Origin of the sequence: Paraburkholderia sediminicola (assembly GCF_046026855.1) — a bacterium.
GTDB classification, from domain to species: domain Bacteria; phylum Pseudomonadota; class Gammaproteobacteria; order Burkholderiales; family Burkholderiaceae; genus Paraburkholderia; species Paraburkholderia sediminicola_A.
The window spans coordinates 39,543-54,509 of sequence record NZ_JAQQET010000035.1; the positions used below are offsets into that span (position 1 = coordinate 39,543).

At 61.5% G+C, this 14,967-nt stretch carries 13 protein-coding genes; all 13 read left to right on the top strand.

The window, feature by feature from the left end; translation table 11 throughout:
- Nucleotides 1–16 precede the first annotated feature (16 nt).
- The 13 genes from hisS (at nucleotide 17) to PQR40_RS30870 (ending at nucleotide 14,889) form a co-directional block, all read left to right on the top strand.
- The gene (hisS, locus tag PQR40_RS30810) at nucleotides 17–1,357 is read left to right on the top strand and encodes a histidine--tRNA ligase (protein ID WP_408227177.1); all 1,341 of its coding nucleotides are present in this window, start codon (nucleotides 17–19) and stop codon (nucleotides 1,355–1,357) included.
- 66 nt (nucleotides 1,358–1,423) lie between these two features.
- Nucleotides 1,424–2,053, top strand: coding sequence for a YfgM family protein (locus tag PQR40_RS30815; RefSeq protein ID WP_408227174.1), 630 nt, complete (start codon nucleotides 1,424–1,426; stop codon nucleotides 2,051–2,053).
- 75 nt (nucleotides 2,054–2,128) lie between these two features.
- On the top strand, nucleotides 2,129–3,274 hold the full coding sequence (gene bamB, locus PQR40_RS30820; protein ID WP_408227171.1) for an outer membrane protein assembly factor BamB: 1,146 nt from the start codon (nucleotides 2,129–2,131) through the stop codon (nucleotides 3,272–3,274).
- Nucleotides 3,275–3,704: 430 nt separating this feature from the next.
- Nucleotides 3,705–5,042: a ribosome biogenesis GTPase Der gene (gene der, locus PQR40_RS30825; RefSeq protein ID WP_408227168.1), complete on the top strand. Its 1,338-nt coding sequence runs from the start codon at nucleotides 3,705–3,707 to the stop codon at nucleotides 5,040–5,042.
- A gap of 153 nt (nucleotides 5,043–5,195) precedes the next feature.
- On the top strand, nucleotides 5,196–5,432 hold the full coding sequence (hfq, locus tag PQR40_RS30830; RefSeq protein WP_006051315.1) for an RNA chaperone Hfq: 237 nt from the start codon (nucleotides 5,196–5,198) through the stop codon (nucleotides 5,430–5,432).
- A 58-nt stretch (nucleotides 5,433–5,490) separates the two neighbouring features.
- Nucleotides 5,491–6,678, top strand: coding sequence for a GTPase HflX (gene hflX, locus PQR40_RS30835; protein WP_408510548.1), 1,188 nt, complete (start codon nucleotides 5,491–5,493; stop codon nucleotides 6,676–6,678).
- 49 nt (nucleotides 6,679–6,727) lie between these two features.
- Complete coding sequence (hflK, locus tag PQR40_RS30840; protein WP_408390186.1) at nucleotides 6,728–8,119, top strand: FtsH protease activity modulator HflK; 1,392 nt, start codon at nucleotides 6,728–6,730, stop codon at nucleotides 8,117–8,119.
- A 12-nt stretch (nucleotides 8,120–8,131) separates the two neighbouring features.
- The gene (gene hflC / locus PQR40_RS30845; protein WP_408227159.1) at nucleotides 8,132–9,034 is read left to right on the top strand and encodes a protease modulator HflC; all 903 of its coding nucleotides are present in this window, start codon (nucleotides 8,132–8,134) and stop codon (nucleotides 9,032–9,034) included.
- 44 nt (nucleotides 9,035–9,078) lie between these two features.
- Nucleotides 9,079–9,270, top strand: a complete 192-nt coding sequence (locus tag PQR40_RS30850) for a DUF2065 domain-containing protein (RefSeq protein WP_120343674.1) — start codon at nucleotides 9,079–9,081, stop codon at nucleotides 9,268–9,270.
- 203 nt (nucleotides 9,271–9,473) lie between these two features.
- Complete coding sequence (locus PQR40_RS30855; RefSeq protein ID WP_408227156.1) at nucleotides 9,474–10,625, top strand: ATP phosphoribosyltransferase regulatory subunit; 1,152 nt, start codon at nucleotides 9,474–9,476, stop codon at nucleotides 10,623–10,625.
- A 201-nt stretch (nucleotides 10,626–10,826) separates the two neighbouring features.
- A complete protein-coding gene (locus PQR40_RS30860; RefSeq protein WP_408227153.1) occupies nucleotides 10,827–12,173 on the top strand; it encodes an adenylosuccinate synthase in 1,347 nt (448 codons plus the stop codon).
- Between the two features lie 3 nt (nucleotides 12,174–12,176).
- A complete protein-coding gene (locus PQR40_RS30865) occupies nucleotides 12,177–12,767 on the top strand; it encodes a phosphoribosyltransferase (RefSeq protein ID WP_408227150.1) in 591 nt (196 codons plus the stop codon).
- Nucleotides 12,768–13,002: 235 nt separating this feature from the next.
- Nucleotides 13,003–14,889 (top strand): potassium transporter Kup, encoded by a 1,887-nt coding sequence (locus PQR40_RS30870; protein ID WP_408227147.1) that lies wholly within the window; start codon nucleotides 13,003–13,005, stop codon nucleotides 14,887–14,889.
- Nucleotides 14,890–14,967 lie beyond the last annotated feature (78 nt).

The window sequence follows — 14,967 nt, forward strand, 5'->3', positions numbered from 1 at the left end:
CGTCAATCGAAGACAGATGACTGAACAGAAGAAAAAGCTCGAAAAGTTGTCCGGCGTGAAGGGCATGAACGACATCCTTCCGCAGGAAGCCGGGTTGTGGGAATTTTTTGAAGCGACCGTCAAGTCGATGCTGCGTTCGTACGGATACCAGAATATCCGTACGCCGATCATCGAGCATACGCAGTTGTTCAAGCGCGGTATCGGTGAGGTGACCGATATCGTTGAGAAAGAAATGTACAGTTTCACCGACGCGTTGAACGGCGAAAATCTGACGATGCGCCCGGAAAACACGGCGGCTGTCGTGCGCGCGACGATCGAGCACAACATGTTGTACGACGGTCCGAAGCGGCTGTGGTACATCGGTCCGATGTTCCGTCACGAGCGCCCGCAGCGCGGCCGTTATCGGCAGTTCCATCAGGTCGGTGTGGAAGCTTTGGGCTTCGCCGGTCCGGATACCGACGCTGAAATCATCATGATGTGCCAGCGTTTGTGGGACGACCTCGGCTTGATCGGTATCAAGCTCGAACTTAATTCGCTGGGTCTCGTAGAAGAACGCGCGGCGCACCGCGTCGAGTTGATCGCTTACCTCGAAAAGCACATGGACGTGCTCGACGAAGAGGCGAAGCGCCGTCTGTACACGAACCCGCTGCGCGTGCTCGATACGAAGAATCCGGCGATGCAGGAAGTCGCGCAGAACGCGCCCAGGCTGATCGATTTTCTCGGCGAAGAGTCGCGCGCGCACTTCGAAGGCCTGCAGCGCATTCTGAAGGCGAACAACATTCCGTTCACGATCAATCCGCGTCTCGTGCGCGGTCTCGATTATTACAATCTGACCGTGTTCGAATGGGTGACCGACAAGCTTGGCGCGCAAGGCACGGTCGCGGCAGGCGGCCGTTACGACCCGCTGATCGAACAGCTCGGTGGTAAGCCGACGGGCGCTTGTGGCTGGGCAATGGGCGTTGAGCGTATCCTCGAGTTGCTGAAAGAAGAACAACTCGTGCCGGAAGACGAAGGTTGCGACGTGTACGTGGTCCATCAGGGCGACGCCGCACGCGAACAAGCCTTTATCATCGCAGAGCGTTTGCGCGATACGGGTCTCGACGTGATTCTGCATTGCAGCGCGGACGGCCAGACGGCGAGCTTCAAGTCGCAGATGAAGCGTGCTGACTCGAGCGGCGCGGCATTCGCGGTGATTCTCGGCGAAGACGAGATCGCCAACGGCACGGTCGGCGTCAAGCCGCTGCGCGACGCAGGCGCTAACGGCGGTAAAAACGAGCAACATAACGTGCCCGCCGAAGACTTGACCGAATTTCTAATCAATGCGATGGTTGCAACCGCCGAAGACGGCGACGACTGATCGCGATGTCGTCGGGCCCCCTGGCTCGACACGCACACGTATCAAGAAAGAGGAAATCGCCGGGCGATGAGTTACCACGACGAACAAGAATCGATTGAAAGTCTGAAGGCATGGTGGACACAGTGGGGCAATGCCGCCACGTGGATTGTGCTGGTGGCATTGGTCGCTGCAGCGGGCTGGAACGGCTGGAATTTCTGGCAGCGGCGCCAGGCGGCGGAAGCCGCCGTGCTGTATGACCAGGTGCAGCAAGCGGTGGCATCGGGCGACAAGGCGAAGATCATGCGTGTCGCCGCCGATATGGAAGACAAGTTCAGCCGCACCGCGTATGCGCAGATGACCGCGCTGGGCGCTGCCAAGGCGCTGTACGCCGCAGGCGACGAAGCCGCCGCGAAGGCCCAGTTGCAATGGACCATCGATCACGCGAAAGACGACGAGTTCAAGCAGATCGCCAGGTTACGTCTGGCTTCGCTGCTGCTCGACGACAAAGCGTACGATCAGGGCCTCGCACTGCTCGCCGAACCGCAGTCCGATGCGTTCAAGGGCATTGTGGCGAACGGCCGCGGTGACCTGCTTGCTGCTCAAGGCAAGCGTGACGATGCGCGCGCGGCCTACAAGCTCGCGCTTGACTCGCTGTCGAAAAACGATAGCTCGGCTCGCCAGTTGATACAGTTCAAGCTGGACGCGCTGGGCGGCTAATCGCCGCATGCAGTGCGCCGCATGTAACGACCAACCGGTCTCCTTTAATTAATTTCCTGAATGCTTCGTCCACCGATGAATCTGCTGAAACGTTACGCTGTGCCCGTTGCCTGTGCGATGACCGTCCTCACCATGGCGGCTTGCTCATCCGCGAAAGACGAGCGCCGCGTGCCGACGCCGCTCACCGAGTTCAAACCCGTGCTCGACGTGCAGCAGGCGTGGAAGACAAGCGTGGGCAAGGCGGGTCGCTACCTGTTTTCGCCGGTCGCCGTCGGCAACGCGGTGTACGCGGCCGGCGCGAACGGCTCGGTTGCGAAGATTGACGCGCAGACCGGCAAAGACATCTGGCGCGTCAAGCTGCATGACGATCTGTCCGCGGGTGTCGGCAGCGACGGCACGCTCGCGGCGGTCGGCGGCCTGAAGGGCGATGTCTACGTGCTCGGCGCGGACGGCAAGCAATTGTGGACTGCCAAGGCGCCTGGCGAAATCATCTCGCCGCCGCTGGTCGGCAACGGCCTCGTGGTCGTGCGCACGGTCGACGGTCAGATCGTCGCGTTCAATGCGCAAACTGGCGAGCAGAAGTGGAATTACCGCAACCGCGCGGTGCCGCTCAATCTGCGCGTCTCGTCGGGCATGACGTTCGCGGGCGACGCGGCTGTGCTTGCAGGTTTCCCGGGTGGTGCGTTCGCCGCGATCAACGTGCAGACCGGCGACAACTACTGGCAAACGCCGGTGTCGTATCCGAAGGGCGTGACGGAAGTGGAGCGCATCAATGACGTGACGGGGCCGCCCACGCTGGTCGGGTCGGAAACCTGCGCGGTGACGTTCCAGGGTCAGATTGGCTGCTTCGATGCGAACTCGGGCCGTGCGCTGTGGGAAAAAGCGTTCTCGAGCACGAGCGGCCTGGCGCAGGATGACCGCGCCGTGGTGGCGGCCGACGACTGGTCGGTGGTGTCTGCGTTTGACGTCAGCAATGGCGCACCGCTGTGGAAGAACGACAAGCTGAAGAATCGCGATCTCGGCGTCCCGTTCATCCTGGGTCACGCCGCCGTGCTGGGCGACTATCAGGGTTACGTGCATTTTCTGTCGCGCGACGACGGCACACTCGTGGCCCGTGTGAAGACCGACGGCACCCCGATTACCGCAGCGCCGGTGCTGGCCGGCGAGACGCTGGTTGTGCAGACGCACGACGGCGACCTGTACGGCTACCGCCCGCGCTAATCGCGTAGGCCATAATAGGTAGTCAAGCGTGCAGGCCGGCTTTGCCGGCCGCACGCGTTTTTGTAGTGCAATAGAGTAACCAGAAATATTCCGCCGGACTGGCTGGTCCGGCGAGTCGGATCAGAAACGGCCCATGTGGCCATCGGTGGCTGCTTGCGGCGCCACCTTCGACGCCAATCCTGGTCGATACCGCAGAGAATCGTATCGAGCTGGCGTGCGAGCCGTTGAGCAAGAAAGACTGAACCTGGCGGCCCATAGGCGCCGCCCCATACAGCCAAACCCCCGTCCGCCCGGGTGCGCATATTGACAGCACATCCGGGGCTGGCCGAATTCGTGATAATTTTCGTCAAACGCTGCCGTGTAGCGGCCGCATGGCGTCGCTACGCGGGCGGTCGATTTCGATCCCGCGTTTCACCGTGAACAACATCTGATGAAACCCGTTATTGCCCTGGTTGGGCGCCCCAATGTGGGGAAATCCACGCTATTCAACCGCCTCACGCGTACGCGTGATGCGCTGGTTGCCGACCTGCCCGGTCTCACCCGCGATCGCCACTACGGCGAGGGGCGCGCCGGTGACCGGCCGTATCTGGTCGTCGATACCGGCGGCTTCGAGCCGGTCGCGAAAGAAGGCATCCTGCACGAGATGGCGCGTCAAACCCGCCAGGCGGTCGAGGAATCGGATGTCGTCGTGTTCATCGTCGACGGCCGCAACGGTCTCGCGCCGCAAGACAAGACGATCGCCGACTATCTGCGCAAGGTCGGCCGGCCGATCTTCCTCGTCGTCAACAAGGCGGAGGGGATGAAGTACGGCATGGTGGCCGCTGATTTCTACGAACTCGGTCTCGGCGACCCACGCGCGATTTCCGCCGCGCACGGTGACGGCGTCACCGAAATGATCAATGAGGCGCTCGAAGTCGCGTACGCCGGGCAGCCGGAAGAAAGCGACGAGGAAAAAGAAACGCGCGGTGTGAAGATCGCGATCGTCGGCCGGCCGAACGTCGGCAAGTCGACCTTGATCAATGCGCTGGTGGGCGAAGAGCGCGTGATCGCGTTCGACATGCCCGGCACCACGCGCGATTCGATCTATGTCGACTTTGAACGGCAGGGCAAGCCGTACACACTGATCGACACGGCCGGTTTGCGTCGCCGTGGCAAGGTGTTCGAAGCGATCGAGAAATTCTCGGTGGTGAAAACGCTGCAGTCGATCTCGGACGCGAATGTCGTGATTCTGCTGCTCGACGCACAGCAGGACATCTCGGAACAGGATGCCCACATCGCCGGCTTCGTGGTGGAGCAGGGCCGCGCGCTGGTGGTGGGCGTGAACAAATGGGACGGTCTCGATCCGCATGTGCGCGAGCGCACCAAGGCAGACCTCGAGCGCAAACTAAAATTTCTCGACTTCGCCAAATTCCATTTCATTTCCGCTGCGGAAAAAACCGGAATCGGCCCGCTGATGCGCTCGGTCGACGACGCCTACGCCGCGGCTATGGCCAAGCTGCCGACGCCGAAGCTCACGCGTGCGCTGATCGAGGCAGTGGAATTCCAGCAGCCGCGCCGACGCGGTCCGGTGCGCCCGAAACTGCGTTACGCGCACCAGGGCGGACAGAACCCGCCGATCATCGTGATTCACGGTAACGCGCTCGATGCGATCACCGAAACGTACAAACGCTACCTCGAAAACCGCTTCCGGGAAACTTTCAAGCTGATCGGGACTCCATTGCGCATAGAGTTCAGATCGTCGACGAACCCTTACGCGGACAAAGGCTAAACCCAGGCTGAAACCCGCGTGTGTGTTGGGTTTGGCCGTCAGGCCCGCCCTCTCGCGCAAAAATGAAAATCGGCTATAGTGTAGCGGTTGACGGCGGATCTCTTTTTCTTCGTCGTCAATTTAGTCAACCTGCAAAAAAATACGGAGTTTGCTATGAGCAACAAAGGGCAATTGTTACAAGACCCGTTTTTGAACGCACTGCGTAAAGAGCATGTGCCGGTGTCGATCTACTTGGTCAACGGCATCAAGCTTCAAGGGAACATCGAATCGTTCGACCAGTACGTCGTGTTGCTCCGGAATACGGTCACCCAGATGGTCTACAAGCACGCAATTTCTACTGTCGTGCCGGCCCGCCCGGTGAATTTCCACCCGGATTCCGAACAGTCCTAACCCCCGTCCGCGGCCGGCGTAGCGTCGCCCGTTGGCGATTACTCCCGGCCGCCTCATTTTGATACCCTCCAATTTGATCAATGCAGCGCTTGTCGGCATCGACTTCGGTAAGATCGATTTCGAAGCCAGCCTCGAAGAACTCAGCCTGCTCGCGCAAAGCGCGGGCGCGAATCCCTTAGTCACCCTCACGGGGCGCCGGTCCAGTCCCGATGCCAAGATGTTCGTCGGCAGCGGCAAGGCCGAGGAATTGCGTCTTGCCTGTGAGACGAACGACATCGAACTCGTCATTTTCAATCACGCTCTGGCACCTGCGCAGCAGCGCAATCTGGAGCAGGCGCTTAATCGCCGCGTGATTGATCGCACCAGTCTCATTCTCGATATTTTTGCGCAACGCGCCCGCAGCCATGAAGGCAAGCTGCAGGTGGAGCTCGCGCAGTTGCAGTACTTATCGACGCGACTAATCCGCGCATGGACCCACCTTGAACGCCAGAAAGGCGGTATTGGTTTGCGTGGTCCTGGCGAAACGCAGCTCGAAACCGACCGCCGTTTGATCGGCGAGCGCATCAAGGCGCTCAAGACCAAGCTCGAAAAGCTGCGCCGTCAGCACGGCACGCAGCGCCGCGCGCGCAGCCGTAACCAGACCATGTCCGTATCGCTCGTCGGCTACACGAACGCGGGCAAATCCACACTTTTCAATGCGCTGACGAAGGCCCAGGCCTACGCCGCCGACCAGCTGTTCGCTACGCTGGATACGACGTCCCGCCGTGTCTATCTCGGCGACGAAGCAGGCCAGGTGGTGGTATCCGATACGGTGGGTTTCATCCGCGAATTGCCTCACCAACTGGTGGCGGCTTTCCGCGCCACGCTCGAGGAAACCATCCACGCCGACCTGCTGCTGCATGTGGTCGACGCGTCGAGCGCCGTACGCCTCGATCAGATCGATCAGGTCAACGAGGTGTTGCACGCAATCGGTGCGGACACGATCCGCCAGGTGCTGGTGTTCAACAAGATCGACGCTGTGCCTGAGTTGGCGGCCCGTGGCGACGCGGTCGAGCGGGATGAGTATGGTAATATTTCGCGCGTCTTTTTGAGCGCGCGCACGGGGCAAGGGCTGGATACATTGCGCGCTGCCATCGCTGAAATCGCTACTGCCGAACCTCTCTCCGACACGCTGGGCGATCTGTCGGAAGAAGACCGGTCGGCAGCGCCACGCGAGGACCATAAGGTCTCAGAACTCGGGCACTGACCCGCTCCAATTGCACTGACCCGCTGTCTACTCTGGTGAACGAACACAGGTGAACGATTACAACGAGCGGAGTATCTGGCTGCGCATGCGCGCCATGCTTTCACTGAACGATCCGCGTTGGGGCCGGGGCGACGGCAATGGCGACCGCCAACGACCCAACGAACCCAAGCGTCCGCCGACCAAAGACGGTGAAGGTCCGCCCGATCTCGACGAGATGTGGCGCGATTTCAACCGCCGTTTGAGCCGGGTGTTCGGCCGCAAGGGCGGCGGTGCGGGCGGTGGTGGGCGTCCGGACAACGGTCGCGGCGCGCGCATCGGCGTGGGCATCGTGATCGGCGTGTTGATCGCGATCTACCTCGGCAGCGGCGTGTTCGTCGTGCAAGATGGTCAGGCCGGCGTCGTGATGCAGTTCGGCAAGTATCGCTACACAGCGGGGCAGGGTGTGCATTGGCGCCTGCCGTATCCGTTCGAAGCCCATGAGCTCGTCAATATCGGCCAGATCCGCCAGGTGGAGATCGGCCGTAACAACGTGGTGCGTCTCGCCAACGTGAAGGACGCGTCGATGCTCACGCACGACGCCGATATCGTCGACGTGCGCTTTGCCGTGCAGTACCAGGTGAGCAAGCCGACGGATTATCTCTTCCGCAGTGTCGATCCCGATCAGAGTGTGATGCAGGCTGCGCAGGCGGCGGTGCGCAGCATCGTCGGTGCGCGCAGCGCCAACGACGTCCTCTATCAGGATCGCGAAACAATTCGCCAGCAGCTGATGGCGTCGATTCAGCAATCTCTGGATGAATACCAGTCCGGTCTCGCCGTGACCGGTGTAACGATCCAGGGTGTGCAGGTGCCCGATCAGGTGCAAGCCGCTTTCGACAATGCCGCCAAAGTGCGGCAGGACAACGAGCGCGCGAAGCGCGAAGCGCAGGCTTATGCTGCCGAGTTGCTGCCGCGTGCGCAAGCCGACGTCGCGAGCCAGATCGACGCTGCGAAAACGTATAGCGACAAGACCGTGGCCCAGGCGCAAGGCGATGCTGAGCGCTTCAAGCAGGTCTACGCGCAGTACTCGAAAGCGCCCGCGGTGATTCGCGAGCGCATGTACCTGGAAACCATGCAGCAGATCTATTCGAATACGACCAAGGTGTTTGTGGACAGCAAGAGCGGCAACAACGTGTTGTATCTGCCGCTCGACAAGCTGGTCGAGCAGACTCGCCAGCGCGTTGCTGACGCTGCTGCGGCCGCTTCCGGCGCTGCCGTTGCGTCGGGCGCTGCTGTGCCGCAAGCCGCGAGCAGCGCTGTCGCACCGGCTGCCGCAGCACCGGCTGCCGCTGCTTCCGCGCCCGCCGCGGTCGCGACGCCTGCCAGCCAGGCGGCAGCCAGCAGCGACGCACTGCGTTCACGCGACTCCTTCCGCAGCCGTATGCGCGAAGACGACGTTCAATAAGGAGCGCACATCATGAACAAGATCATCGCGCTCGTCGTTGCCTTAGTCATCGTGCTGTTCGCCGCATCGTCGATGGTATTCGTGGTCGATCAGCGGCACCTGGCCGTGCTGTCGTCGCATGGCGACACTGCGCCCACTTTGCTCGGCCCCGGCCTGCACGTGAAGCTGCCGCCGCCATTGCAAACGGTCACGCTGGTCGATAACCGTATCCAGTCGCTCGATGCGCCGGATGAAGATCGCTATGTCACGTCGGATAAAACCGATCTGCTGGCCAACCCGGTCATCAAATACCGTGTGACCGATCCGCTGAAGCTGCTCGCCGAAACCAGGGGTGACGTGCAAAGCCTGTCGGACCGCCTGGCGTTGCTGTCACGCAGTGCGCTCGGCGACGCGTTCGGCAAGGTCACGCTGACCGACGCGCTTGCGAAGCAACAAGCCGTTGCCGACGAAGCACGCGGCACGATGGATAAAGCTGCGGCGTCGCTGGGCGTTTCCGTGCTCGACGTGCAGCTTACGCGTGTCGACTTCCCGGCAGCGATGGCCGACTCGGTCTACAAGCGGATGATCGCCACACGCGAGCAGGCCGCGGCCGACGAACGTGCGAAGGGCACGGCCGAGGCCGACCAGATCAAGGCAGATGCTGTTGGCCAGCAACAGGCGATTCTCGCGGACGGTTATCGTCAGGCGCAGACCATCAAGGGCGAGGGCGATGCCAAGGCAGCGGAAATCGCCGCCGAAGCGTACGGCAGCGACCCGCAGTTCTACCAGTTTTATCAAAGCATGCAGGCGTACAAGAACACCTTCAAGCCAGGCGACGTGATCGTGGTCGACCCGAGCAGCGAGTTCTTCCGCTTCATGCGTAGCCCGACCGGCGGCACCGCCCCGGACGCTCCCGCGGTACCGCGCAAACACTGATAACCGGAACGCCGCGGCATCCGCATCGCGGCCCCTTCATTCGCATGGACATAGCCGGCTCGTTACTGCTCGCGATCGCATTGATGCTGATTATCGAAGGGATGTTCCCCTTCGTTTTTCCGAGCGCCTGGCGCGACACGTTCCGTAAAATAGCGGAACGGCCCCCGCATCAGATTCGCGTCGGCGGGCTGCTCGTGATGGTGCTCGGGCTGATCCTGCTGTTTATCGTGACTTGAAGGCGCGCTGTACAGCGCCCGCCGTTGCGCTGGCGACATGCGCGGCAACAGCGAGCGCCCCGGCGCGCCCCGGGTTTGGCTGAGGGGCTGCAGAGCGCAGTTCCAGTGCCTGCGATAGCCGCCAGAATAGAGCTGTCGCCCGCCATTCACACTCACTTACCGGCGCACCCAGTCGCCGTGTTCAACGTCGTAGGACTGTATCGATGTCGACCTGGTTACTTCCCGAGAATATCGCCGACGTGCTGCCGTCGGAAGCCCGCAAGATTGAAGAGTTGCGGCGCCATTTGCTGGACCGTTTCCGCTCGTACGGCTACGAGATGGTGATGCCGCCGCTGCTCGAGTACATCGAGTCGCTGCTCACCGGGGGCGGGCACGATCTGGATCTGCGCACTTTCAAGCTCGTCGATCAGCTGTCCGGGCGCACGCTCGGTTTGCGCGCCGACATTACGCCGCAGGTCGCGCGTATCGATGCGCACCTGCTCAACCGGCAGGGCGTGACGCGTCTTTGTTATGCAGGCAACGTGGCGCATACGCGTCCGCGCGGTCTGCACGCCACGCGTGAGCAAATCCAGATCGGCGCAGAAATCTACGGCCACGCCGGTCTCGAAGCGGATCTGGAAATCCAGCAGTTGATGCTCGACGCGCTGCGTCTGGCCGGCCTCGCGAAAGTGCGGCTCGATTTATGCCATGCAGGGGTACTCGCTGCGCTGATCGAAGCGGAGCCTGCCGCGGCCGAACTGGGTCAATCGCTCTACGATGCATTGGCCGGCAAGGATGTGCCGCGCCTCGTCGAGCTGACCGCCAATCTCACGCCGGTCACGCGCGACGCGTTGCGCTCGCTCCCCACGCTCTACGGCGACGCGTCGGTGCTCGACGAAGCCCGTGCACGCCTGCCGAACGCACAGGCTATCGCCCGCGCGCTCGACGACCTTGCGTTCCTCGCAAGCCAGGTGGACGGCGCCGAAGTGATGATCGACCTGGCCGATTTGCGTGGCTACGCTTACCACAGCGGCGTGATGTTCTCCGCGTATGTCGACGGTGTGCCGAATGCGGTTGCGCGCGGCGGCCGTTACGACCACGTCGGTCAGGCCTACGGCCGCGCACGCGCGGCCACCGGCTTCTCGCTCGACCTGCGCGAGGTCGCTCGCATATCACCCGTCGAGGCGCGCAGCAGCGCGATTCTCGCGCCGTGGCAGCACGACGACGCGCTGCGTGTCAGCGTCGCCGCATTGCGTGACGCCGGAGAAGTTGTGATCCAGGCGCTGCCTGGCCACGAACACGATCTGGACGAATTCGCCTGCGACCGCGTGTTGGTCGAGCGCAACGGCGTGTGGGTCGTCGAACCCCGTTCCTGAGCGTGACTCGATGACCGCCTGAGGGACGTCCCAAGGGCATTTCAGAAGGCGTCCAAAGCGTCGCCGGACCTGGCGCGGCCACTCGCCGCGCTATTTTCGATATACCCACCATAACGTGCATACCATTGAGCGGAAACGGAAAAATTCGGAAGGTTCCGCGAACATAGGTAGAATACGTTTTTAACCAGCTTACGAAACAACATGTCTGCCAGCGCAGTGAATGTGAACCCCGGGCGTAACGTCGTCGTCGTGGGGACCCAGTGGGGTGATGAAGGCAAGGGCAAGATCGTCGACTGGCTGACGGACCACGCTCAAGGCGTCGTTCGCTTTCAGGGCGGTCACAATGCCGGTCACACGCTTATCATCGGCGGCAAGAAAACCATCTTGCGTCTGATTCCGTCGGGCATCATGCATCCCGGCGTCGCGTGCTACATCGGGAATGGCGTCGTGTTGTCGCCGGAAGCGCTGTTCAAGGAAATTGGCGAGCTCGAAGCCGCCGGGGTCGACGTTCAGAATCGCCTCTTCATTTCCGAAGCCACCACGTTGATCCTGCCGTACCACATTGCCATCGACCAGGGCCGCGAAGCGCGCCGTGGTGCGAGCAAGATTGGCACGACCGGCCGCGGCATCGGCCCGGCCTACGAAGACAAGGTGGCGCGCCGTGGTTTGCGCGTACAGGACCTGTTCGAGCCGGAAAGCTTCGCCGAGCGTCTGCGTGAAAACCTCGACTATCACAACTTCGTGCTGACGCAATATCTGGGCGTCGCCGCAGTCGACTTCCAGCAAACGCTCGACACGATGCTGAGCTATGCCGACCGTCTGAAGCCGATGGTGACCGACGTGTCGCGTCGTCTGTACGACGAAAACGCAGCCGGCAACAATCTGCTGTTCGAAGGTGCGCAAGGCACGCTGCTCGACATCGACCACGGCACCTATCCGTTCGTCACGTCGAGCAACTGCGTGGCCGGTGCAGCCACGGCGGGTGCGGGTGTCGGTCCGCAAAAGCTGAACTACATTCTCGGCATCACCAAGGCATATTGCACGCGTGTCGGTTCGGGCCCGTTCCCGAGCGAACTGTACGACGCGGATAACGCCGCGCGTCAGGAACCGATCGGCCTGGAACTCGCCAAGGTCGGCAAGGAATTCGGCTCGGTTACCGGCCGTCCGCGCCGCACCGGCTGGCTCGACGCCGCCGCGCTGCGCCGCTCGATCCAGATCAATGGCGTGTCGGGCCTGTGCATGACCAAGCTCGACGTGCTCGACGGCCTCGACGAAGTGAAGCTGTGCATCGGCTACACGGTCGACGGCAAGAATGTCGACCTGCTGCCGCGTGGCGCATCGGAAGTCGCGCGTTGCGTGCCGGTGTACGAAACCTTCGCGGGCTGGAAGGAAAGCACCGTCGGCATCACGGAATGGGACAAGCTGCCGGCCAGCGCGCGTGCGTATCTGACGCGTGTGCAGGAAGTCGCGGGTATTCCGATCGACATGGTGTCGACCGGTCCGGATCGCGACGAAACGATTCTGCTCCGTCATCCGTTCAAGGTTTAAGCCATGGTTCAAGGTGTACCCATGATTGCGATGAAAGATCCGCGCAACGATGACAAGAACCTGTGGGTCGGCTGGGACGAGTATCACCGGCTGATCGAACTGCTGGCGTTGGCCGTGCATGAATCCGGTTGGAAGTTCGACAAGATCCTGTGTCTCGCGCGTGGCGGTTTGCGCGTCGGCGACCAGCTCTCGCGCATTTACGATCTGCCGCTGGCGATTCTCGCCACCAGTTCATACCGCGAAGCGGCCGGTATGGAGCAGGGCGAACTCGACATCGCGCAATACATCACGATGACGCGCGGTGAGCTGCACGGTAACGTGCTGCTGGTCGACGACCTGGTCGATTCAGGTGTGACGCTGGCACGCGTACAGCAGCATTTGAAGGAACGTTATCCGGCGATCACGGCTGTGCGGTCGGCTGTGCTCTGGTACAAGGGCTGCTCGAAAGTGACGCCCGACTACCACGTGCAGTATCTGCCCACCAATCCGTGGATTCACCAGCCGTTTGAGGAGTGGGACACGGTTCGTCCGCACAACCTCGGCGCGTGGATCAAGCGTGGTACGCAGCAGGAGCAGGGATCGTCGGGCACGTGATGCACGCTACGACGCCGTACTTATTGCGTCGTAACCATTGCAGTGTCTGCAGAACGGAGCCCATTGGGCTCCGTTTTTTTGTGCCTCGAATGTGTCAGGCAGACTTGCCCAAATCGCAGTGCTACACTTCGCGGACCATCCACGTGGTGTATCCACAACAAGCCGGGCGGCGCTAGGCGGGCAGTTTAGAATAGCGGTCGTTTTTTCCGCTCAGGGAACGGATTTCCTCGCGTTTATGACAGATAACAATCACGTGCACAAACAGCCTCTGCCTTCCCTCGCGATTGCCGCGATCGGAGTGGTCTTCGGCGATATCGGCACGAGCCCGTTGTACTCGCTGAAAGAAGCATTCAGCCCGTCACATGGTATTCCGCTGACCGATCAATCGATTCTGGGCGTGATCTCGCTGCTGTTCTGGGCGATCGTGATCGTGGTCGGCATCAAGTACGTATTGTTCGTGATGCGCGCCGACAACAACGGCGAAGGCGGTGTTCTCGCGCTGATGGCGCTGGCGCTGCGTTCTCTCGACCAGAAGTCGAAAATGGCCGGTTTGCTGATGATGCTCGGCATCTTCGGCGCCTGTATGTTCTATGGCGACGCGGTGATTACACCCGCCATTTCGGTAATCTCCGCGGTCGAAGGTCTTGAAATCGCGGCACCCCATCTGTCCCACCTGGTGTTGCCGCTCACGATGGTAATCCTTGTGCTGCTGTTCTGGATTCAGCGGCACGGCACGGCCACCGTCGGTCGCCTGTTCGGTCCGATCATGGTGCTGTGGTTCCTGGTGCTCGCAGCGCTGGGTCTGTGGCACATTCTGCAATCGCCGAACGTGATCCGCGCACTGAACCCCTATTACGCCTACACCTTCATGGCCGCGCACGTATTGCAGGCTTACGTGGTGCTCGGCTCGGTCGTGCTGGTGCTGACCGGCGCCGAAGCGCTGTACGCCGACATGGGCCACTTTGGCGCCAAGCCGATTCGGATGGCCTGGTACTGCCTCGTGATGCCTTCGCTGGTACTGAACTATTTCGGCCAGGGCGCGCTGCTGATGCATGATCCGAAGGCGATCGAAAACCCGTTCTTCCTGCTCGCACCGGATTGGGCGTTGCTGCCCCTCGTGGTGCTGTCGACAGTGGCGACGGTGATCGCCTCGCAGGCGGTGATTTCCGGCGCCTATTCGCTGACGAGCCAGGCGATCCAGCTCGGCTACGTGCCGCGCATGAAGATCCTGCACACGTCGGAACTGGCGATCGGCCAGATTTATGTACCGGTGGTGAACTGGATGCTGCTGTTCATCATTCTGTGCATCGTGATCGCGTTCAAGAGTTCGGATAACCTCGCCGCTGCTTACGGCATCGCGGTGACTGCCACCATGGTGATCACCACGATCCTCGCCTGCGTCGTGATGGTCAAGGTGTGGAACTGGAACAAGTTCCTCGTGGCGATGATCATCGGTGTGTTCATGGCGGTCGACTTAGGCTTTTTCGGCGCCAATCTGCTCAAGGTTGCGGAAGGTGGCTGGCTGCCGCTTGGCATCGGCGCGCTCCTGTTCTTTTTGCTGATGACCTGGTTCAAGGGCAGGATGATCGTCAAGGAGCGCACGGCCGCGGACGGTATTCCGCTTATGCCGTTCCTGCAAGGTTTGCTCGCGCATCCGCCGCATCGCGTGTCGGGTACCGCGATTTATCTGACGGGCAGCGATACGCTCGTGCCGGTGAGCTTGCTGCACAACCTGAAGCACAACAAGGTGCTGCACGAGCGCACCATTTTCCTGACCTTCGTGACGCTCGATATCCCGTATGTTAAGGATGCTGACCGCGTGACGGTAAAGGATCTCGACGGTGGCCTGTACCTCGTCAAGGCGGCGTACGGTTTCAACGAAACGCCTGACGTGAAGGCGGTGCTGCTCGAGGTGGGCCGCACGCACGACATGACCTTCGAGATCATGGACACGTCGTTCTTCCTCGCACGCGAAACGGTGGTGCCAACGCAGTTGCCGGGCATGTCGGTATGGCGCGAACGTGTGTTCGCATGGATGCATCAGAACGCCGCGAAACCGACCGATTTCTTCAGCATCCCGGCCAATCGGGTCGTGGAGTTGGGCACGAAGATCGAGATTTGAGGGCGGACTCAGGTTCGGAGGCGCCCGCGGCAAGCGATAAAAAAGCCCACGCAATTGCGTGGGCTTTTTTTGCCACTC